Origin of the sequence: Vibrio lentus (genome assembly GCF_002875945.1) — a bacterium.
In the GTDB taxonomy this organism is placed as follows: domain Bacteria; phylum Pseudomonadota; class Gammaproteobacteria; order Enterobacterales; family Vibrionaceae; genus Vibrio; species Vibrio apostichopi.
The window spans coordinates 57,286-77,826 of sequence record NZ_MCZK01000110.1 but is presented as its reverse complement, the minus strand read 5'-3'; the positions used below and the strand labels follow the sequence as shown (position 1 = coordinate 77,826).

Here is a 20,541-nt window from a genome sequence, read left to right as displayed (position 1 = left end):
CCGTGGACCTCGGTTCGACTCCGGGAGGCGCCTCCACAATTCAAAGTTGAAAGGCCAGCAGAAATGCTGGCCTTTTTGCTATCTGAAATTCCATATCCTCACGATTCCTTGAAACTGCTGACGTATACTGTCTGCTATCGACATTCTAAGCTCCCTAATTCTTTAGTTCTTTAGTTCCTTAGTTCCTTAGTTCCTTAGTTCCTTAGTTCCTAATCGGTCTAATGGCTTTGTTACTTTCCTAGCTGTTTAAAAACTCTGGATGCGTGGATCGGAGTGAGGGCTGGTTTTGAGATAAAACTTAAATCAAACCTTTCCATTTACGAGTCTGCCAAGCTTACTGTTAATCAGGTGTGATGTTTGTGAACAAAACAGACACTTCGACGAGTAATCTGACTGTGTTTTTAGTCATTAAGTTCTTCACATTTATACATAGTTACTCATGAACCTGTAACGCTTTCATGAGTTCTTACACTTCCCATGCCTGCAAATGAAAATAATTGTCATTTACTTACGTTGTTGCTAGTCTATTGTGAAATATTACAACACACCTCGTACTGCGTGAAATTGTATATAAACCGCCTCTAAGCCTTATAAAACCTACGGTTATTCGTTTGCTTTGCTTCAAAATTGACCACTTCTACCTCTTTTGTCCTACCCCTTTTGGGTAGTTCGATTTCGTAATTGATTTACATCATATTTTCATTTTCTTTCATAATTCATTATTCGTGCAGTTAAGAAATATATAACCTTCAGGAATTCTTATGAGCAAGATGAAGCTAGTCGTAATCGGTAACGGGATGGTAGGCCATCGCTATATCGAAGATTTAGTCGAGAAGACAGATGTTGCTAACATGGACATCACGGTGTTCTGTGAAGAGCCTCGCGTAGCCTATGACCGTGTACACCTTTCTTCTTATTTTTCACACCATACTGCGGACGAACTTTCTTTAGTTAAAGAAGGCTTCTACGAGAAACACGGCATCAATATGCTGATCGGCGAACGTGCGATTAACGTTAACCGTGAGAAAAAGACTGTTTACTCAAGCACAGGTCGTGAAATTCAATACGACAAGCTTGTTCTTGCAACCGGCTCTTTCCCATTCGTTCCACCAATCAAAGGTCACGAAGGTAAAGACTGTTTCGTTTACCGCACAATCGAAGACTTGAAAGCGATTGAAGCAACCGCTAAGAACTCAAAATCTGGTGTTGTTGTTGGTGGTGGTCTACTTGGCCTTGAAGCGGCAGGCGCACTTAAAGCACTTGGCGTAACCACACACGTTGTTGAGTTCGCTCCTAAGCTAATGGCTGAGCAGCTTGACCAAGCGGGTGGTAACCAACTTCGTCAAAAAATCGAACGTATGGGCGTAAACGTTCATACAAGCAAAAACACGCTAGAAATTGCTCCTGAAGGCACTGAAGCTCGTAACGTGATGCGTTTTGCAGACGGAACTGAGCTAGAAACTGATTTCATCGTATTCTCTGCTGGTATTCGCCCACAAGACAAACTTGCTCGTCAAATGGGCCTAGGTATTGCACCTCGTGGCGGCATCGAGATTAACGATCACTGTCAAACGACAGACAAAGATGTGTACGCAATCGGTGAGTGTGCGTCTTGGAACCAAACGTTCTACGGCCTTGTTGCTCCTGGTTACAAAATGGCGACCGTTGCTGTTGACCACGTTGTTGGTAACGAAAGCACATTTGAAGGTGCTGACATGTCAGCGAAGCTGAAGCTTCTTGGCGTGAAAGTAGGTTCTATCGGTGACGCAAATGGTCGTACTCCGGGTTGTAAGAGCTACGTTTACCAAAACGAAGAGTCTGAAGTTTACAAGCGCATTATCGTTTCTGAAGATAACAAGAAGCTGCTTGGTGCGGTAATGGTCGGTGACACATCTGACTATGGCGACCTTCTACAGCTAATGCTGAATGAAATCGACCTGCCAGAACACCCAGATGCATTGATTCTTCCTGCTCACGCGGGTGCAGAGAAGCCAACACTTGGCGCGGATTCTTTACCGGAAACTGCTGTTATCTGTTCTTGCTTCGATGTAACGAAAGGCAAGATCGCTCAAGCGGTTGCTGAAGGTCACCACACCATCGGTGATATCAAAGCAGTCACTGGCGCAGGCACAGGTTGTGGTGGTTGTATTCCTCTTGTGACTTCAGTGCTAAACGCTGAACTTGCTAAAGCGGGTGTGGAAGTGAAGAACGACGTTTGTGAGCACTTTGCTTACTCTCGCCAAGAGCTTTTCCACCTAATCCGCATCGAAGAAATCAAAACATTCGATGAGTTACTAGAGAAGTACGGCAAAGGCTACGGTTGTGAAATCTGTAAGCCATTAGCGGGTTCTATTCTTGCTTCTTGCTGGGGTGAACACATCCTTAAGCCTGAACTAGTAAAACTGCACGATACCAACGATAACTTCCTAGGTAACATCCAAAAAGACGGTACTTACTCAGTTATCCCTCGTATGGCGGGTGGTGAAGTAACACCTCAAGCACTTAGCGTTCTTGCGGATGTTGCGGCTGAATACAATCTATATACGAAGATTACAGGTGCACAACGTATCGGTCTGTTCGGTGCTCAAAAAGATGACTTACCAGCAATCTGGAAGAAGTTAATCGCTGCAGGTTACGAAACGGGTCAAGCTTACGCAAAAGCCCTTCGTATGGCTAAGACATGTGTCGGTTCAACTTGGTGTCGTTACGGCGTTCAAGATTCAGTTGGCCTAGGCGTGATGATCGAGAACCGTTACAAAGGTATTCGTACTCCTCATAAGATGAAGTTTGGTGTGTCTGGCTGTACTCGTGAGTGTGCTGAAGCTCAAGGTAAAGATTTGGGTATCATCGCAACAGACGCTGGTTGGAACATGTACGTGTGTGGTAACGGTGGTATGAAGCCTCGTCACGCAGACCTACTGGCAAGCGACCTAGACCAAGAAACACTGCTGAAATATATCGACCGTTTCATGATGTTCTACATTCGCACGGCTGCGCCACTACAACGTACTTCGGTATGGATGGACAACCTAGAAGGCGGCGTTGACTACCTACGTGAAGTGATTGTTGATAATAAACTTGGCATCAACGATCAGCTTGAAGCTGACGTAGCTGGCCTAGTGGGTAACTTTGCTTGTGAGTGGACTGACACTATCAACGACGAAGCTCAACTTAAGCGCTTCTCACACTTCATCAATGCTGATGACCGTGATGAAAACGTTGTGTTTGTTAACGATGGCCGTGAACAACACCGCCCAGCAACATTTACAGAAAAACACCCAGAAGCGAAGGGCGACATCCTTCACGTTGAACTGGTTTAATTGGGAGACGACATCATGGCATTTACCAAAGTTTGTAAGATCGAAGATATTATTCCAGGTACCGGTGTTTGTGCATTGGTTGGTGGTGAGCAAGTTGCTATTTTCCGCCCAACTAAAGCCGAAGAAGTGTTTGCTATTAGTAATACTGACCCGTTTTTCCAATCAAACGTATTATCTCGCGGTTTAACGGTTGAGCACAAAGGTGAGCTTTGGGTGGCGAGTCCACTTAAGAAGCAACGCTTTAACCTAGCAACAGGTGTGTGTATGGAAGACGAGAACTTCAGCGTGAAAGCGTATAAAGCTCGTATTACCAAAGGTGCTGTTGAAATCTCAGCATAATCGAATACGTAACAAGATTTGATAGTTCAAGGGTTCTAGTTCCCGACATTGCCTTAGCTTGGCAACTAGAGCCTTTTCCTATCCGATTTTAACTTTTAATTTTAACTTTTTAAGGACAACCTTATGTCTCCTGATTTTAAACCAGCTGAATTCGTTCAAACGATGATCGATGTGGGTGAAGCGAAAACGAAAACGAGTACTCGTGATCTTCTGATTCGAAGCACAATGGCAGGTATCATTCTTTCTCTTGCTGTAGTTGTGGCAATCACGACTATCGTGCAAACAGGCATTGGTATTGTTGGCGCTCTTGTGTTCCCAGTAGGCTTCGTGATTCTAAGTGTAATGGGCTACGACCTAGTAACGGGCGTATTTGGCCTTGCACCTTTAGCGAAATTCGATAACCGCCCAGGTGTGACTTGGGGTCGTGTTCTACGTTGTTGGGGCATTGTTGGCCTTGGTAACCTTATCGGTTCTCTAATCGTTGCGGTACTGGTTGCTATCTCACTAACGGGTAACTTCTCTTTAGATCCAAACGCAGTAGCACAAAAGTTCATTGCGGTTTCTACAGCTCGTAGCTTAGGTTTTGAAAACATGGGTATGGACGGATGGATCACGTGTTTCGTACGCGGTATCTTCTGTAACCTAATGGTATGTCTAGGCGTGATTGGTAACATGACAGCACGTACTGTGTCTGGTCGTGTAGCAATGATGTGGTTCCCAATCTTCATCTTCTTCGCACTAGTATTTGAGCATACAGTAGTAAACATGTTCCTATTCCCACTGGGTATGATTCTAGGCGCTGATTTCGGTATCGCGACATGGTTGAACTTCAACCTTATCCCTACAATCCTAGGTAACATCGTTGGTGGTCTTTTCTTAACATGTGTTCCTTTGTTCCTAACACACGCTAGAACCGCTCCTTCTCTAGGTGCTAAGTAATTCTGAATACGGTGAAACGTAATTTAGTATGAGATTGAAAGCCCCAACAACATGTTTGGGGCTTTTTTAGTTCGAACGCCTTAAACGTCATCAATGCGTTGATTGAGATTGGGCAAAATACCTGCAATAGATTGTTTTGTTATAATTACTTCTATCTTCGTTAGTATTTAGACTGAATATTTAATTCAACACCTGATAGTCTAAGGGTTAAGGATTTGGATAAGTCATCATGAATACAGTGACTTATCACATAGATTGAAGCTTGAGATAAAACAAGCAAACCTTCGGAGCACAGCATGTCAGAAGTATCGTCATCGAATGTTAAAGAAGTAACCAAAGGATTGGTTTCATTAGTAGGCGCGGGCCCTGGTGACCCAGACTTACTTACCCTAAAAGCGGCACGTGTTATTCAACAGGCTGATGTGGTCGTTTATGACCGCTTAGTATCTAAAGATATCTTGGCAATGGCTAACTCAGATGCAGAAATGCTGTATGTGGGGAAAAAGCTCGACCACCACTGTGTACCACAAGATCAGATTAACCAACTTCTCGTGACTAAAGCGCAAGAAAATAAGCATGTTGTTCGCCTTAAAGGTGGTGACTCATTTATCTTTGGTCGTGGTGGTGAAGAGTGTGAAACTCTGGCTGAAAATGGTGTGAAGTTTGAAGTGGTACCTGGTATCACGGCAGCTGCAGGCGCGACCGCTTACGCGGGTATTCCGCTTACACATCGAGATCACGCACAAAGCGTTCAATTCATTACTGGTCATCTAAAAAAAGACGGTGAAGATATTGATTGGCGTTCGCTTGCTCAGCACAACCACACGATTGTGTTCTACATGGGACTGAAAGAGAGCCCGAACATTCAGAAAAACTTGCTTGATAACGGTATGCGAGCAGACATGCCCGTTGCGATTATTGAAAATGGGACGCGCCAAGAACAGAAAGTGTTCCGAGGCGGTTTGAGTGACCTAGCCAATCTTGCGAGTGTCGCAAAAAGCCCAGCACTTATCGTTGTCGGTAGCGTTGCCCAGCTGCATGAAAAGCTCGCTTGGTTTAACAAGTAGCTTTCTGTTATTGAGTAGCTCTTTCTTATCAAGTAACGCTGTCTTAATAAATAGCGTTGGTTTATCAAACAGTGTTGGTAAGAACGAATAGCTTTAGCTTAACAAACTGCGTCTTACTTCAATCTGAAGACTAAATACTGCAGCGGCTGCCTTGTCGCTGCATCTCTTGTTTACGCATCGGCATCTCATCAATCAGGTTAGTGATAAGGTTCCAATCTGTTTTTCCGCTCCATCTGTGCTTCTCTTGCCCGTCTTTACCTATTAAAACAGCGGTATGCGACCCTTTCTGTATCTCATAGATGCTGGTTACTGCTTCTAGATTAAATTCTTCATCAAGCCATGTCGGTACGGTATAGCCACTCTCTGCTATTACCATTACGACCACATCACGTTCATCCAATTGACAGTTGTTTATCAGTACTTCATTGAGAAACGCTTTAACGACAGAGTCTTCCGTTGGTGCGAAATAGATCACACTGCGATGGGGGAGTAATTTGGAATGGGAATAGGCTGGGTAGGCGTTTAACGAGTTGACTGACAGAATCATAAATATGATCGCGCTTGTTAATAGAGTTTTCAGTGATTTGGATAATGCGTTGGCTAATGCTGCACAGCAACGTGGCAACATTGAACCATTGGTGTCGCTGCCAAAGCATGATCTAATGATGTGTCGGTACTGCATGTTCCACCTTCCTTGATAAACTCAAACAAGCTCTGAGTTAAGCTAAAAACAATTACATGAAGATAATAGTAGCTACGTTAAGCATAGCTAATGAGTTCATTTTTATTAAAGAAAGCGGCTCGCATTTTAGAGTTGAATAGAATAGGGTATACGGAAAATCTAAAGGTATGAATTTATGGAAAACATAGCAATTTTGGTCGACGTTCAGAACGTTTACTACACAACGCGCGACAAATACCGTTCTAACTTCGACTATAACCAGTTTTGGTATGTTGCCACGGAAGGGCGTAACGTGGTTGCAGCCAATGCTTACGCGATTTCTAGCCAAGATCCTAAACAGCGTCAATTCCACCATATCCTTCGCGGTGTTGGCTTTAATGTAAAGTTAAAACCGTTTATTCAGCGTAGAGATGGCAGCGCAAAAGGGGATTGGGATGTCGGTATCGCGTTAGATGCGATAGAGCTTGCTGAGACGGTTGATAAGATTGTTTTGGTATCTGGCGATGGCGATTTTGAAATCCTTGTCGAGCGAATCAAGGAGCGTTTTGGTAAGCCTGTTGAAGTGTATGGTGTTCCGGGATTAACTGCTCAAAATCTTATCGATTCTGCGTCAAAATTTGTACCGATTGAAAAAGATTTCTTACTTTAAGAGAAATCTCGTATTTTATAATTGAAATCAATAATAACGATAATTAGAATGCAAACTATTACTATTTATTGGTTTGTATGATGTCGCGCGTTTTAGTTGTTGATGATGATATTCAGTTATGTGAATTGTTGGGCGAAGTCTTAGAAAATGAAGGGTATCACGTTGATACCGTTCATTGTGGTGAGTCTGCGCTTGAGTTCATTCAGTCTCACCCTGTTGATTTAGTGTTACTAGATGTAATGCTACCTAACCTCAGCGGTATTCAAGTTGCTAGGCGAATTTGCCAGCGATTTGCTACTCCAATTCTTATGCTAACTGCCCTGAACGACGATGCCTCGATGCTCGACGGATATCAAGCGGGTGCGGACCAATACATCGCCAAGCCTTTTAACGTTCCTGAATTGCTGACCCGCATTAAGGTGATCTTGCGCCGCGTTGGTTTTGAGCGTCAGAGGCAGTCTTTAGCTTCATCTAATCATGGTTTGTGTGAACAACTCTCTCGTTTACCGTTAACTGGCACTGAAAAAGATCTGCTTGATTATTTGGTCAAAAACGATGGGATTGTTGTATCTAAATCTGACCTTCAAATCCATGTCTTGAAGAAAGAACTTTGTCCTTTCGATCGTAATTTAGATATGCATATCAGCAATATACGACGAAAGCTTGTTCAAGCTGGCTTGTCTAAGCAACACATCAAAACCGTTCGTGGTAAAGGTTATAGTTACCTAGAGTCGGTAGGGGTATGAGCCGAAAACTGCTGCGTTGCCCTGATTTTATTGCCAAGCGTAAGGATGGCTTAACTTTCCAATTATTCAGCTACCTGACGGTGATTTTGGTCAGCATATTAATCCTTCAAGGTGTCGCAGAACGAGCATTGATGAAGGCCTTGTTGAAGGTACCAGAATCCGTTAAAGCCGAAATGCTCGACCTTGCCTATCAAGCAAACGTGTTGATCGAAGAAGGGGATATGGATGAGTTAGCCGATTGGGGAAATGCTCAAGGCTACTATCTGTTTGTTATTGATGAAAACAATCGACCAATTACTCATCGACACATGCATCCGCACTTTGAATTCAAGCTCAAGTACCTGCGCACCTTAGATCATCAACTGAGCGATCGTGTCAGTAAGCCTATCTTCGGTTTACCACTGAATAATGGCAACACGTTAGTGATTCAACTGCCGCATCAGTTTCATCCGGCTAAATCTTTTGCACCTTATTCTTATATGTTGAAAGCCCTGATTGCATTGGTCGTGTTGTCGCTGTTCTCCATTATTATGGCGAAAAGCCTGCAGCAGCCTCTGGATCGTTTAAGGGAGGCAAGTCGAAGGTTGGCGCAAGGAGACTTCTCGGTGAGTGTTGTGTCTGAGCTCGATTCTACCACGCGTGAATTCAACGAACTTGCTCATGATTTTGATCATATGACGGTTGAGATTAAGTCTCTGGCTGAAAAGCAGCGTCGTTTGATTCGTGATGTCTCTCATGAGCTTAGAACCCCACTAGCAAGGCAGAACCTCGCCTTACACCTTTTGCGCAGCAAAGTGGATGATAAGGGCATTGGGCTACTTGAGCGAATGGAAAGCGAAACGGAAGAGATGAATAAGCTGGTGGGAGAAATCCTTGAATTCAGCCGCCTAGAAACGTCTCGTTATGACTCCAAGTTAAGCTTGATGCATCTTGAGCATTATTGTTCGATGCTCATTGCGCAGATGCAAAACGACTTAAAGCCAAATCAAACCTTAGTGGGCGATTTAGAGACGCCGACATTAATGGTTCATGTTGATGAGAGGTTGCTTCTCAGGGTGATTGGTAATCTGGTTGGTAACGCAATTAAATACGCCGGTGAGAATGCTCATGTTGTCGTGACGACTTACGAATTGTTAACAGATAAACGTTACAGTGTCATATCTGTGGAAGATGACGGTGATGGTATTCCTGATAACAAGATTGCAGGTATCTTCGACCCATTTACTCGCATAGAGTCAGCGCGTGATAAACAGTCTGGTGGCTATGGCCTAGGCCTTGCGATTGTTAAAGAAGCGATGGTTGTGATGAATGGGCAGGTTACTGCTGAGAATAGAGATGGTGGGGGGCTTAGAGTGAACCTTATGTTCCCAATCGCCGATTAGATTCCTGTTGTTATCTGTCGTGCTCCATAGATAACGATGACTGAAAGCGTGCTGAGAAACATTGCTTAGAAATATAACTAAGTAATATAGCTTAGAAATATAGCCCAATAAAAAACGCCACTGCAGATGCAGTGGCGTTTTTGTTTATACGCTTTTCATTATCAGCTAAGGCATAGCCATTAATTACGCCTCAGCTTGAAGGTAAGAGCAACAGAGAAGCCAGATTATGCCTGTTGGCGTGCTAGCTTAACTTCTTCTTCTTTCTCACCAGCTGCCGGGTCATTGAAGCGAGACTCATCAAGAGAACCTTCAGACTTAGCAACGATGATAGTTACGGCACTATCACCTGTAATGTTTACAGCGGTACGAATCATATCAAGAAGGCGGTCAACACCCATGATTAGAGCAATACCTTCAAGCGGTAGACCAACTTGGTTCAATACCATCGCTAGCATAACAAGACCAACACCTGGAACACCTGCAGTACCAACAGACGCCAATGTCGCTGTTAGGATAACCATTAGGTAATCACCCATAGTCAGGTCGATGTTGTAAGCTTGTGCGATAAACGCAGTCGCAACACCTTGCATGATAGCAGTACCGTCCATGTTGACTGTTGCACCTAGTGGTACTGTGAACGAAGCGACTTTGTTGTCTACGCCCATGCGGTTTTTAGCCGTTTCCATTGTCACTGGAATCGTTGCGTTCGAAGAGGCAGTTGAAAACGCAAACATGATTGCATCTTCCATCTTACGTAAGAACGTAATCGGGCTTAGGCCTGTGAATCCTTTAAGCATCGCACTGTAGGTAACCAAACCGTGTAGAAGTAGGGTACCAGCAAGCACTAAGAAGTATTCAGCTAGGTTCCAAATTGCGCTTAAACCAAGGCCAGAGAACAGCTTTGCCATCAAAAAGAACACACCGTAAGGTGCAAGGTTCATCAGAAGAGCAACAAGCTTCATGATCACTTCGTTCAAGTCAGAGAAAACCGCTGCGATACGCTCGCCAGGTTTACCCGCTGCACTGATTGCAATACCAAACAACACAGCAAATACGATAACTTGCAGCGTTTTGCCCTCAGCCATCGCCTGAATAGGGTTGGTTGGGAACATGTCGATGATTACTTGGCCCAAAGAAGGGGCATCAGCTGATTTGAAAGAGCTCGCAGCAGTAAGATCCGCACCAGCTCCAGGTTGGAACAGGTTACCGATAGTAAGTGCTAGAGTGATAGCAACGGCTGTAGTACCGATATAAAGTGCAAGCGTTTTGCCACCCATACGGCCAAGAGTTGATAAATCTTTAAGAGAGCTCGTACCGCACACTAGTGAAACGAAGACTAGAGGTACAACAAGCATTTTTAAACTGGCGACAAAAATCTGTCCGCCTACTTCAAAGAGTCCATTAACGATGTAGTTGTTAACAAATCCGTTGTCTGCAAAAAGGGATTGAATGGCAAATCCCGTCAATATGCCCACGACCATACCGAGGATAACTCGACCAGTTAGCGACATAGGTTTCTTGGTATTCATTTAGAACACTCCTTATTATTTATAACTTTGATACCTTTTCAAAGTGAGCGGGAGATTAGCAGTCGGTTAATCAAATCGAAAAACAAAAAATGAGTTTGAAATTATAGATGTGATCACAATCACTGATAATTGTGTAAATTAAACAAATAAAAACAAAATAATTCACCATTCATTTACATTTATCGAGGGTTTTATACATAAATCCGTCGTTTCAAAGGTAGTAAATAAGATAAGACAGTTTTCTTATCAATCCTCTCTTGTTAAATTGACCGAACCAATATCGCTGTTTCAAAAGATTTAACTCAGATAGCCAGTTTTTGACGTAAATATGCGTTAACTGTCTGTATTAAATTGGCTTTAATGAATTTCAAGAAACGACTTGTTGGTAGGCCTTTACAAAACTTTACGAATGCAAAGAATGTAAATTTAATGCAAATGGTAATAATTATCACTTATATTCTCTCCCGAAATGATTCAGTGGTACCGGAAACGGTTCAACGAGCACATCGAATAAATAAAAAGTGCTCGAATAAAAGAATAAAGCGGAGTAAAGGACATGTTTTCAAAGAGCCCATTGGCTTTAGTGATCGGCGCAGTATTAGCTTCACCAGCAGTATTGGCAGAAACAGTAAAAACAGACGAGCACATGGTTGTTGAAGGTCGTGACTACGGTTACAAGGCCGACACAAACACAACAGCAATGCGCATGGAGGCGACTCAATTAGAGACTCCGGGACAAGTTTCAGTAATCGATGAACAAATCATCGATGAACAGCGTGCTAGCACGTTAGGTGAAGTTCTTAAAAACGACGCATCTGTTGGTGCTGGTTCTAAGTCAACTAACCGTGAGCGTTTTACTCTTCGTGGTTTTGATTTAGACAGTAGCTCTGGTTACTTACGTGACGGCGTTCAACACTGGTCTCATTACCGTCAACCGGTAGAACTTTTAGAACGCGTTGAAGTATTGAAAGGCCCAGCAGGTCTGCTTTACGGAAAATCAGCACCTGGCGGTCTTGTTAACATGGTTTCTAAGAAGCCAACATACGAAACTCAAGTCAACGTAAGCCAAGATATTGGTTCTGATAGCTACACACGTACTACAGCAGATGTAAGTGGTTCATTGAATGATGACCAAACTTTACGTGCTCGTCTTATTGTTTCACAAGAAAACCAAGACTCTTACCGTACCCGCTTTGATGGCACTGATGTAGAGACTGACCGCTTTGTCGGTGGCCTATTTGTTGATTACGATATTAACGAAGACATCATGTTGTCTGTTCACTACGACCGAACCATTGAAGAGGGCGACTTAGATAACGGTTCTAAAATCGATACTTCTACTGGTAAAGTTATCGACCCTAACACGGTTAATGACCAACGTTTTGCTCAAACGGACAACGACGTTGCAAACTACGGTGCATCTGTAACAGCTAACTTGAACGAAGCTTGGTCTGTAAAGACAGGTATCAGCCGTCAGTTCTATGAGCGTCAACGTACAGAATCAAACAACACAGTATATAGCGACAAGAGCGGCGGTTACGGCTACAAGATATCAGACCGTCACGATGAATGGACGTTTGACACGGCTTACGTAGACTTTACTGGTGACTTTGATGCACTTGGTGTTAATCACCGTCTACTTGTTGGCGTGAATGGCCTACATTACGACTACGAGCGCTTATACGACTCTGGCTACACATGTGTTAACGCAACAGAAGCAGAAGCTGCCGCTGCATGTGGTAACGGTTTTGATATGCCTTCTAACGTTAGCTACAAGAACGACAATGAAGTGTCTCATTCTGAAAGCCAACACTACGGTCTTTACGTTCAAGATCTAGTAACGCTTACTGAACAATGGCAAGTGCTTGGTGGCGTACGTTTCGCTTACGACAAAACGACGAGCAGCTCTAATCAAGAAGAGAGCTATAACAACATTCTTCCTAAGTTTGGCGTGATTTACTCTCCGGCTTCAAACGGTTCGATTTACGCGGTTTACTCTGAAAGCTTCGAACCTGTTGGTGAAATTACAGACCAAGATGACGTGAACTTTGGTCAGTCTCAAGATGCTAAGAAAGGTACACTTTACGAGCTAGGTTCTAAATGGGAACTGTTTGATGAGCGTTTGTTTGTATCAGGAGCATTGTTCCAGATTACTCAATCGAACATGCAAGTGACTGAAGATCTAGATCCAGCAAGTAATAACGGCAAAGAGACACGCACAAGCCAAGTTGGTGAACAAGTTCATACTGGTGTAGAACTGTCGGCTACTGGTTATATGACTGAAGCGTTCTCATTGAGTGCATCGACTATGTTCTTGGATGCTGAATATCAAAATGATCCTGCACTTGAAGGCAAAACTCCAGCAGATGTGCCAGAGTTTACAGCCAGCATTTGGTCTACTTACTCGTTCAATAACGGTACTGATGTAAACCTAGGTGTTTACCATGTAGGTGAGCGTTACACTGAAGACGCAAACACATTCAAAAAAGATGCTTACACTCGTGTAGACATGGGTATCGCACATACAATGAAATATGACGAAAACCTAGATTTTGTTGCACGTTTCAACGTAGAGAACTTGTTTGATACTGACTACCTTGAAGGTGGCAGCACAAGCAGCGTCGTTGTTGGCGAAGGTCGTAACTACATGGCGACTTTACAGGTAAAATACTAATTTGTTAGTAGGGTACTATTACTAGCATAAATACTAAGGGGAAAGTTTCGGCTTTCCCCTTTCGTGATTCTGCTATTTCGTAAAATATCCCTAGTAATGTGAGTGACTTTTAATGATAATGAGACTGCTTATCAATAAAATTCATTTGACCTTCTTCTTATAGTAAATGACTACAATTATGAATCTTTTAAAAACTAGCCTAGCACTTGCGATCAGTTTGGTTGCAACGTCTTCGATGGCAAACAGCTTGGATCAAGCTCAATCAATTCAAAACAAGACCAATAACGCGTCGGCTTCGAGCCAAAAGGTTATTGATAAAAGCTCACAAGCGACTTTAATGTTGCAAGCTGAGATTGAGCGTCTGCAAGAAGAAGTGAAAAATCTAGAAATCTATCACGATCACCTTGCCGCATTAGTAGAAAGCCAAGATAAAGAGTCTGATAGCTACCTAGCGCAAATCGACGAAATTAAACTGACACGTCAAGGTGTTGTGCCTTTGATGTACAAAATGATCGACGGCCTTCAAGCAACCATTGAAAACGATCTTCCATTTAAAAGACAGAGTCGCCTGAATCGCGTAGAAAAGTTAAGAGCGACAATGACGCGCGCTGATGTCAGTGACGCTGAAAAATATCGCCGAATTCTAGAGGCGTATCAAATTGAAGTGGATTACGGTATTAAGCTCAGTTCTTACGCTAGCCGTGTTGAGATAAGTAAAGACAAAGTACTTGAAGTTGATGTTTTACACCTTGGACGTATTTCACTGGTCGCACGTAACTTAAACGGCACTCAATATTGGTCTTGGGACCAAAACAGTTCGCAATGGCAAGAACTTGATTCTTCGATGAAATCTGAGCTTGATAAAGCCTTCGATATTGCTAACAAGCAAGCGTCACCTAGTTTGATTACTTTACCTGTTTCTTTAACTGTTGCGGAGGTTAAGTAATGAACTTAAAGCCATTAGCAGCATTGCTTTGTATTACTTCAATTTCATTTTCTGCTTTCTCTGCTTCTGATACGACTGCTCAGTTAGTTAATAAAGCAAAATCAGAGAATCGTACTCAAGCTTCTCATAATGTTGTCCGTGAAGCGGATTTCAAAAAGACAGAACAAGAACTCAAAGCGATCAAAGCACAGCTTGAAGCGAAACGTACATCGGTTCAAAACGCGACAGACGTTCTTACTCAAACCTTTAGTGATAACGAAAATAAACTGGCTCGTTTAGAAGAAAAATTGCGCTTAGAGACAGGCAGCTTAGGTGAGTTGTTTGGTGTTGTTAGACAAAATGCGAAAGATCTCGATCATGAATTATCTGACACCGTCACTAATGTCGATCGTGCTGCTTATACCGAAACTGTTTATGACATTGTAGACGCTAAATCATTGCCATCGATGCCACAATTAACAGGCCTTTGGCTAAGCATGATGGAGCAAATCCAAGCGAGTTCAGAGATAAGTAAATCGACCGTCTCTCTTGTTAATGATGAGGGAATCACTGAAAGTGCTGAAGTTTATCGCTTAGGTTCTATTGGTTTGGTTGCAGAACCAGGTTACGTATGGTGGGATTCGAAGCATCAAGATGCGATTGTTTACTTGAAGCAACCATCAAATGGCCCAACGTTGGCATCGCTTTCTTCACTTGTGGATGGCGAAGTATCTAATGTTGTCGTCGATCCCTCACGTGGATTCATGCTAGAGCAATTAGCTTTGGAACCAAGCCTAACTGATCGCCTTCAAGCCGGTGGTGTCGTTGGTAAAGTGATTCTTGGTTTGCTGGCTATTGGCTTAATCATCGCATTGGTTCGTGGTATTTCTCTTGCTATCGCACGCCAGAAAATTCGTGCGCAACTTAAGAACCCTGAACAAGCGGGCGACAACCCTCTAGGTCGTGTTCTTGCGGTGTACAACAAAGAGCAAAACCAAACGGTTGAAGCACTAGAGCTACGTCTTTTAGAAGCGGTTGTTGATGAACAGACTCACTTAGAGAAAGGTTTATCGATGCTCAAACTTCTAGCAGCACTTGCACCAATGCTTGGCTTATTGGGTACCGTAACCGGCATGATCGAAACATTCCAAGTGATCACACAGTTTGGTAATGGCGATCCTAAAGTCATGGCTGGTGGTATTTCGATGGCGCTTGTAACAACGGTACTTGGCCTGGTTGCAGCAATGCCACTGCTATTAGCACATAACATTCTTAGCACTCAGTCAGAGAACATTCGCAATATTCTTGAGAAGCAGGGCATTGGTCTTGTTGCTGAACAGGCAGAAAAGACAGTTGAATCAAAAGCTGTTGTTTCACCAGTTGGGACTGCTGCTTAATGGATATTTTGTCGGGTTCTCTATTACCAGCGAGTTGGTTAACGAGTGACTGGCTGCTGTCTTTATCAAGCTTTATGGAGCAGGGCGGTTTCGTCCTGTGGTGGCTAGCGGCTGTTGTCCTAGTGTATTGGGTGCTTGTGGTAGAACGCGTGCTTTATCTTGCGTTTTACTTTCCAAAGCAACGCCAAGCTTGGATTGCAAAGTGGCATGAAAGAGAAGATCACTCTTCTTGGCATGCTAAAGCCATTCGTGAAGGTTGGTTAGGTCAAGCGAGTATCTTACTTAATCAAAACTTGAATTTTATTAAGCTGTTAGTCGCTATTTGTCCGATGTTGGGCTTGTTAGGCACCGTAACCGGTATGATCTCTGTTTTTGATGTCATGGCGACGCAAGGAAGCAGTGACCCTAAATTGATGGCTTCAGGTATCTCGTTAGCAACGCTGCCAACAATGGCAGGTATGGTTGCTGCTTTAGCGGGCATGTTCGTTCATGCACGCTTAGCGAAAGTGTGTAACCGCTTAGAATTGAAATTAGAAAAATCTTTAAGGAGTCAACGATGAGACTCGGTCGACGTCATTCTAAAAACGAAGAGGCTCAAATAGACCTTACTTCGATGCTTGATATTGTATTTATCATGCTTATTTTCTTTATTGTGACCAGTTCATTTGTTCGTGAATCAGGGGTGGAAGTCAATCGCCCACAAGCTTCTAACGTAGTAAGCCAAAAAGATGCAGGCATCTTTGTCGCGATTACGTCTGCGAATGACATCTTCATCGATAAACGTGTCGTTGATGTTGAACGTGTTCAAGCGACGTTAGAGCATTTATTGCTAGAACAACCTGATGCTTCTTTGGTCATTCAAGCGGATGAACACGCTTACAACGGTACCGTTGTTAAAGTGATGGACGCCGCTAAAGGTGCGGGTGTTAAAAACATTGCGCTTGCTGCTGAAAAGCGATGATCTTGGAGGATCTTCATAAATGATTCGCCTATTTCTTGCTTTACCATTAGCGGGTGCATTGGGTTTAGCGCTGTTTTCTTTCATGGCTTGGATGGTTGATAATGGCCACCAACGTTCACCAGACAACAGTGAGACGTTAAGTTTCAACATGGTAATGGTTGAAGCTGAACAAGAAGTCCAGAGAAGACAACGTGCAGTTCCTGAACAGCCAGAAATGCCAGAGCCGCCACCAGAAGCGCAAACATCTCAGTCACAAGCTGAAGTCACGCCTCTGAACTCGATGTCTTCACTGCCTTCATTGGATTTGAATACATCGGTTGATGGCCTAGCGATTAACGCGCCGACATTTTCTGATTTTGGGTCGAACCAACAGGCAATGCCTTTGTATCGAGTTGAACCTCGTTACCCAGCAAAAGCGCTTAAGCGTGGTGCTGAAGGCCATGTGATTATGTCTTTTACCATCGATGAAACGGGACGCCCAATTGATATTCAAGTCACTGACGCGAACCCACGTCGTATGTTTGAACGTGAAGCGATGAGAGCACTTAAAAAATGGAAATATCAACCTAAAGTCGTCGATGGAAAAGCGATAGCTCAGGTTGGTCAAACCGTGAAACTAGAGTTTAAGTTGGCAAAATGATGAAACAGATATGGATATTAGTGGGCTTGTTGTTAATGCCCCTTACAACACAAGCAAAAGAGCTAACTCAATATACTGCTATTCGTGTTCAAAAGGCGCATAAGCTTGCTCAAGATGAACAGGTTAAACAGGCGATTGATGTGCTTGCAGGCTTGGAGCTTTCGAAAGGCTACGATAAAGCGTACGTAGCGCGCATGCTTGGCGTGTTTTACTGGCAAGATGGTAAAACCGACACGGCAATTAAGCAGCTTACTTATGCGGTCGACAGTAATTTACTGGTTGATGAACAGGCTTGGATAACGAAACGCATGCTTGCTGATTTATTACTAAACGATCAGCAATTTAAAAATGCGCTTCCGCACTATTATGAGTTAGTAAAATCTGCGCCAGAAACAGAAAAGAAAGACACGCTTTGGATGCGAATTGCACAAGCTGAATACCAAATTGAAAACTGGTCGAAAGTACTAGTAGCCATTGGTAATCATGACAAGTTTAATTCAAAACCAGAGTTGTCTCCTCTATCGCTAAAACTGGGTGCACAACTACAGTTAAAGCAGTGGAAGCAATCTATTCCAACACTGGAAAGCCTTATCGAACTGCAACCAGAAAAAGACAACTGGTGGCGTCAACTTGTGGGTATTCAGTTAAGACTAGAACGTAACCGCGATGCATTGAACACGTTAGCGCTGGCTGATCTACAAGGTGTTGAGCTGAAAAACTCAGATCGACGCTTGTTAGCACAGCTTTACGTGAAACGCGGCATTCCAGAACGCGCAGCACAAGAAATTAGCAAGCTAGATGATGCGAGCAGCGACGTTCAACTTTTAGCAGAGCAAGCAACCTACTGGCAGCTAGCGAAAGAGTGGGACAATGCGATTGAAGTGTGGACGTTAGCGTCTAAAAAAGACACTCAATATCATTGGAATGTGGCTCAACTATTGGTTCAGCAAGGTTACTACGACCGAGCGCTTGTTGTTTTAGACAAAGTGAAAGACAAAAACAAACAGGCTGACGTTGCATTAGCAAAAGTGCGTTCATGGTATAAGTTAAAGAACTTAGACAACGCCCTTGCTCAAGCTAAGCGTGCGAACAACATTGAACCCTCTTCTGAAGCAAAAGGTTGGATTAAGTATCTGACTCAGCTGCGAACAGTCAGCGATAACGGAAACGTCTAACGGCTGATAGCCAGAAACAGAAGATAAGTAACAAAAGAAAGCAGTAAAACAGTAAAACAGTAAAAGGGTGTCATTTGATCGTTCAAATGACACCCTTTTTTAATTTTGTCTCGTAACTTATCTCATAATTCAGTCGGCTTGAGTTGGTCTAGTTTTACTCGTCGGATTGATCGATTATGGATCGCACATCGTCCCACTTGGCGTAGCACTTTGAATCACACCGTTGGTGTCAGCGATCCAGTTAATGGTGCAGTCGCGATAAGGGTTCTTAAAGGCATGCAGAGTATAACCATTATCTAATGATTTCTTCGTTTCAGCCCAGGCATAGTTTCGAGATGCCCAAAAACTAACAGGGCGTGAGCGTTCGGTTAGATAGCGCTCTTGCACATCGGTTATATCTGAACCGATATACTTCTGGATATGTTCTTCCGTGCTGGCCATCTGGCTACTGCACGCTGTTGCTAGCGCAGCAAAAGCCAAAACAATAATACGCATTTCAAATCCTTTTAAGCTTAATTAGCTATCATCAAACCAGTGATCAAATAGTCCCAACTTTCTATCCTTAAAGCTACGACTGTTACCTTAAACCCATCTCAATTAAGCATGTTGAGATTGAGATTTTTTGAGGCTTGAGCTTGTTATCAGTTAGCTCAAATACAACTTATCAATTGCCTCTAATACAAGTTAGCAAGAATATGCAAACAGTTCGATTGCTTCCCATGTAATGTTATGTAAATTTCCTTACGCTGCTCGGCAAACGTAAACAATGTAAATTGAATGCCAATACGAATGATTATCAACTAAATTGTCGCCATAAAATTTATAGGTATTGGTTTGTATGTCGTTAAAAAGTAGGGCGGTTCAATCATGGGCTCGTCGACTTCATGTTTATATTTCAATGGCGCTTCTGTTCGTTGTTCTTTTCTTCTCAGTGACAGGTATCACCCTTAATCGACCTGAGTTATTTGAATCAACCCAACCCAATATCCAACGGTCTACGTTAACGCTTCCTACAAGTTTATTTTCAATCCAAGACGGGCGATTAAAAGCCGATGAAACGGCCTTTGAAACGTTTCTGTTTGAAGAAGCCAACCTATCGGGCGTTCCTTCAGGTTTAGATATCTACGCAGAGATTGAAGACGGTGAGTTGCTCATCGGCGAAGTGTCTATGGACTTCAAAGGACCAGGCTACAATGCCTCTGTATTCGTTGACGTGACGTCTGAAATGGTGGAAGTCGAAACCACTAATTACGGCGTTATCGCACTTTTGAACGACTTACACAAAGGGCGCAATAGCGGTGAAGCTTGGAAATGGTTCATCGATATCACTGCGCTACTGATGATCTTCTTTGTACTTACTGGCGTGTGCTTACTGTTACCTAAGAAAAAAACGCTCAATACCTCAATTAAATGGACGGTGTTTGGGTCTGCAATCTCACTTGCTATCTATTTTGTCGCCGTGCCTTAACCCCTCGTTAGCTTGATGAATTAGGCTGATGAGTCAGTTTAGTGAATCAGCTTGAAGAACGAACTAAAGGTTAAACGGATTTAAAAGGTTGTTAAACATGAAAAAAATGAACTGGAGCAAGGCGCTTCTTGCTTTATCTCTTTTGCCAAGCCTAGGTATGGCGCAAGCGATCCCTGATACGGCAAAACTTGATGTGAACTTTAAGCTTCCAAAGATCGATACCTCTATGTACGCGCGTCCTTATGTGGCGGTATGGGTAGAGAACAGCGAACGAAAGTCAGTGAAAACCATTGAGCTTTGGGTCGGTAAAGATGAATGGCTTAAAGATTTACGTAGTTGGTGGAGAAAGGTTGGACGTTACGATCGTGAATTGGTTGATGCAGTGACCTCTGCAACGCGCCCTGCTGGCCAATACCGTTTTGTTTGGGATGGTAAGAGCGATGATGGCCAAACTCTAGAACAGGGCGAGTACACGGTTCATATCGAAGTGGTTCGCGAACACGGTGGCCGTAACTACCTTCGCCAAAAAGTATCACTTACAGATTCAAACGCATCTTACGAATTAAAAGCAACAGAAGAGACGGGTGAAATCACCCTGAACTACATCGCTAAATAGTAAGTGCGAACAGTAAAACCAAGCTGAACAGA

At 43.2% G+C, this 20,541-nt stretch carries 19 protein-coding genes; 16 read left to right on the top strand and 3 right to left on the bottom strand.

The window, feature by feature from the left end; translation table 11 throughout:
* The first annotated feature begins 761 nt into the window (after nt 1–761).
* From nirB to cobA, 4 genes are all read left to right on the top strand, one after another.
* On the top strand, nt 762–3,320 hold the full coding sequence (gene nirB / locus BCT49_RS10765; RefSeq protein ID WP_102435201.1) for a nitrite reductase large subunit NirB: 2,559 nt from the start codon (nt 762–764) through the stop codon (nt 3,318–3,320).
* Between the two features lie 15 nt (nt 3,321–3,335).
* A complete protein-coding gene (nirD, locus tag BCT49_RS10760; protein WP_004731122.1) occupies nt 3,336–3,659 on the top strand; it encodes a nitrite reductase small subunit NirD in 324 nt (107 codons plus the stop codon).
* A 123-nt stretch (nt 3,660–3,782) separates the two neighbouring features.
* The gene (locus tag BCT49_RS10755; RefSeq protein WP_017109568.1) at nt 3,783–4,598 is read left to right on the top strand and encodes a formate/nitrite transporter family protein; all 816 of its coding nucleotides are present in this window, start codon (nt 3,783–3,785) and stop codon (nt 4,596–4,598) included.
* Nucleotides 4,599–4,894: 296 nt separating this feature from the next.
* Nucleotides 4,895–5,665 (top strand): uroporphyrinogen-III C-methyltransferase, encoded by a 771-nt coding sequence (gene cobA / locus BCT49_RS10750; protein WP_102435200.1) that lies wholly within the window; start codon nt 4,895–4,897, stop codon nt 5,663–5,665.
* Nucleotides 5,666–5,795: 130 nt separating this feature from the next.
* On the opposite strand, the gene BCT49_RS10745 is transcribed toward cobA, so the two are convergent.
* Complete coding sequence (locus tag BCT49_RS10745) at nt 5,796–6,347, bottom strand: DUF4174 domain-containing protein (protein ID WP_102435199.1); 552 nt, start codon at nt 6,345–6,347, stop codon at nt 5,796–5,798.
* Nucleotides 6,348–6,522: 175 nt separating this feature from the next.
* Here BCT49_RS10745 and BCT49_RS10740 point away from each other — a divergent pair, with 175 nt between their 5' ends.
* From BCT49_RS10740 to BCT49_RS10730, 3 genes are all read left to right on the top strand, one after another.
* Entirely contained in the window at nt 6,523–6,996 is a 474-nt protein-coding gene (locus BCT49_RS10740; protein WP_017076007.1) for an NYN domain-containing protein, read from the top strand.
* An 80-nt stretch (nt 6,997–7,076) separates the two neighbouring features.
* On the top strand, nt 7,077–7,742 hold the full coding sequence (locus BCT49_RS10735) for a response regulator transcription factor (protein ID WP_017104767.1): 666 nt from the start codon (nt 7,077–7,079) through the stop codon (nt 7,740–7,742).
* Nucleotides 7,739–9,124 (top strand): sensor histidine kinase, encoded by a 1,386-nt coding sequence (locus BCT49_RS10730; protein ID WP_102435198.1) that lies wholly within the window; start codon nt 7,739–7,741, stop codon nt 9,122–9,124. Before BCT49_RS10735 ends, BCT49_RS10730 begins: the two co-directional genes overlap by 4 nt.
* A 224-nt stretch (nt 9,125–9,348) precedes the next feature.
* Here BCT49_RS10730 and BCT49_RS10725 read toward each other — a convergent pair whose 3' ends face one another.
* Nucleotides 9,349–10,653, bottom strand: a complete 1,305-nt coding sequence (locus BCT49_RS10725; protein ID WP_102435197.1) for a dicarboxylate/amino acid:cation symporter — start codon at nt 10,651–10,653, stop codon at nt 9,349–9,351.
* 556 nt (nt 10,654–11,209) lie between these two features.
* On the opposite strand from BCT49_RS10725, the gene BCT49_RS10720 reads away from it, so the two are divergent.
* The 7 genes from BCT49_RS10720 to BCT49_RS10690 all read left to right on the top strand — a co-directional run bounded on the left by BCT49_RS10720 (nt 11,210) and on the right by BCT49_RS10690 (nt 18,425).
* Nucleotides 11,210–13,327: a TonB-dependent siderophore receptor gene (locus BCT49_RS10720; protein WP_102435196.1), complete on the top strand. Its 2,118-nt coding sequence runs from the start codon at nt 11,210–11,212 to the stop codon at nt 13,325–13,327.
* 178 nt (nt 13,328–13,505) lie between these two features.
* Entirely contained in the window at nt 13,506–14,273 is a 768-nt protein-coding gene (locus BCT49_RS10715; RefSeq protein WP_102435195.1) for a DUF3450 domain-containing protein, read from the top strand.
* The gene (locus BCT49_RS10710; protein ID WP_102435194.1) at nt 14,273–15,649 is read left to right on the top strand and encodes a MotA/TolQ/ExbB proton channel family protein; all 1,377 of its coding nucleotides are present in this window, start codon (nt 14,273–14,275) and stop codon (nt 15,647–15,649) included. Before BCT49_RS10715 ends, BCT49_RS10710 begins: the two co-directional genes overlap by 1 nt.
* Nucleotides 15,649–16,209 carry a MotA/TolQ/ExbB proton channel family protein gene (locus BCT49_RS10705; protein ID WP_010429842.1) on the top strand — a complete coding sequence of 187 codons (561 nt, stop codon included), beginning with the start codon at nt 15,649–15,651 and terminating at the stop codon, nt 16,207–16,209. Before BCT49_RS10710 ends, BCT49_RS10705 begins: the two co-directional genes overlap by 1 nt.
* Nucleotides 16,206–16,610 carry an ExbD/TolR family protein gene (locus tag BCT49_RS10700; RefSeq protein ID WP_004731145.1) on the top strand — a complete coding sequence of 135 codons (405 nt, stop codon included), beginning with the start codon at nt 16,206–16,208 and terminating at the stop codon, nt 16,608–16,610. Before BCT49_RS10705 ends, BCT49_RS10700 begins: the two co-directional genes overlap by 4 nt.
* A gap of 19 nt (nt 16,611–16,629) precedes the next feature.
* Nucleotides 16,630–17,250, top strand: coding sequence for an energy transducer TonB (locus BCT49_RS10695; protein WP_102383112.1), 621 nt, complete (start codon nt 16,630–16,632; stop codon nt 17,248–17,250).
* Nucleotides 17,247–18,425, top strand: a complete 1,179-nt coding sequence (locus BCT49_RS10690; protein WP_102435193.1) for a tetratricopeptide repeat protein — start codon at nt 17,247–17,249, stop codon at nt 18,423–18,425. The genes BCT49_RS10695 and BCT49_RS10690 overlap by 4 nt, the downstream gene beginning before the upstream one ends.
* 174 nt (nt 18,426–18,599) lie before the next feature.
* Here the strand turns inward: BCT49_RS10690 and BCT49_RS10685 are convergent, their stop codons facing one another.
* A complete protein-coding gene (locus BCT49_RS10685; protein ID WP_102435192.1) occupies nt 18,600–18,920 on the bottom strand; it encodes a hypothetical protein in 321 nt (106 codons plus the stop codon).
* 343 nt (nt 18,921–19,263) lie between these two features.
* Here BCT49_RS10685 and BCT49_RS10680 point away from each other — a divergent pair, with 343 nt between their 5' ends.
* Nucleotides 19,264–19,893 carry a PepSY-associated TM helix domain-containing protein gene (locus BCT49_RS10680; protein WP_102435191.1) on the top strand — a complete coding sequence of 210 codons (630 nt, stop codon included), beginning with the start codon at nt 19,264–19,266 and terminating at the stop codon, nt 19,891–19,893.
* Between the two features lie 97 nt (nt 19,894–19,990).
* Nucleotides 19,991–20,509 carry a DUF2271 domain-containing protein gene (locus BCT49_RS10675; RefSeq protein WP_061025159.1) on the top strand — a complete coding sequence of 173 codons (519 nt, stop codon included), beginning with the start codon at nt 19,991–19,993 and terminating at the stop codon, nt 20,507–20,509.
* The last annotated feature ends 32 nt before the right edge of the window (nt 20,510–20,541 follow it).

Excerpts from the sequence above, each read along its gene's own strand:
- cobA (WP_102435200.1), top strand. The coding sequence starts at position 4,895 with ATGTCAGAAGTATCGTCATCGAATGTTAAAGAAGTAACCAAAGGATTG.
- BCT49_RS10720 (WP_102435196.1), top strand. The coding sequence starts at position 11,210 with ATGTTTTCAAAGAGCCCATTGGCTTTAGTGATCGGCGCAGTATTAGCT.
- nirB (WP_102435201.1), top strand. The coding sequence starts at position 762 with ATGAGCAAGATGAAGCTAGTCGTAATCGGTAACGGGATGGTAGGCCAT.
- BCT49_RS10755 (WP_017109568.1), top strand. The coding sequence starts at position 3,783 with ATGTCTCCTGATTTTAAACCAGCTGAATTCGTTCAAACGATGATCGAT.
- BCT49_RS10730 (WP_102435198.1), top strand. The coding sequence starts at position 7,739 with ATGAGCCGAAAACTGCTGCGTTGCCCTGATTTTATTGCCAAGCGTAAG.
- BCT49_RS10725 (WP_102435197.1), bottom strand. The coding sequence starts at position 10,653 with ATGAATACCAAGAAACCTATGTCGCTAACTGGTCGAGTTATCCTCGGT.
- BCT49_RS10740 (WP_017076007.1), top strand. The coding sequence starts at position 6,523 with ATGGAAAACATAGCAATTTTGGTCGACGTTCAGAACGTTTACTACACA.
- BCT49_RS10715 (WP_102435195.1), top strand. The coding sequence starts at position 13,506 with ATGAATCTTTTAAAAACTAGCCTAGCACTTGCGATCAGTTTGGTTGCA.
- BCT49_RS10710 (WP_102435194.1), top strand. The coding sequence starts at position 14,273 with ATGAACTTAAAGCCATTAGCAGCATTGCTTTGTATTACTTCAATTTCA.
- BCT49_RS10745 (WP_102435199.1), bottom strand. The coding sequence starts at position 6,347 with ATGCAGTACCGACACATCATTAGATCATGCTTTGGCAGCGACACCAAT.
- BCT49_RS10735 (WP_017104767.1), top strand. The coding sequence starts at position 7,077 with ATGTCGCGCGTTTTAGTTGTTGATGATGATATTCAGTTATGTGAATTG.
- nirD (WP_004731122.1), top strand. The coding sequence starts at position 3,336 with ATGGCATTTACCAAAGTTTGTAAGATCGAAGATATTATTCCAGGTACC.
- BCT49_RS10680 (WP_102435191.1), top strand. The coding sequence starts at position 19,264 with ATGTCGTTAAAAAGTAGGGCGGTTCAATCATGGGCTCGTCGACTTCAT.
- BCT49_RS10700 (WP_004731145.1), top strand. The coding sequence starts at position 16,206 with ATGAGACTCGGTCGACGTCATTCTAAAAACGAAGAGGCTCAAATAGAC.
- BCT49_RS10685 (WP_102435192.1), bottom strand. The coding sequence starts at position 18,920 with ATGCGTATTATTGTTTTGGCTTTTGCTGCGCTAGCAACAGCGTGCAGT.
- BCT49_RS10675 (WP_061025159.1), top strand. The coding sequence starts at position 19,991 with ATGAAAAAAATGAACTGGAGCAAGGCGCTTCTTGCTTTATCTCTTTTG.
- BCT49_RS10695 (WP_102383112.1), top strand. The coding sequence starts at position 16,630 with ATGATTCGCCTATTTCTTGCTTTACCATTAGCGGGTGCATTGGGTTTA.
- BCT49_RS10690 (WP_102435193.1), top strand. The coding sequence starts at position 17,247 with ATGATGAAACAGATATGGATATTAGTGGGCTTGTTGTTAATGCCCCTT.
- BCT49_RS10705 (WP_010429842.1), top strand. The coding sequence starts at position 15,649 with ATGGATATTTTGTCGGGTTCTCTATTACCAGCGAGTTGGTTAACGAGT.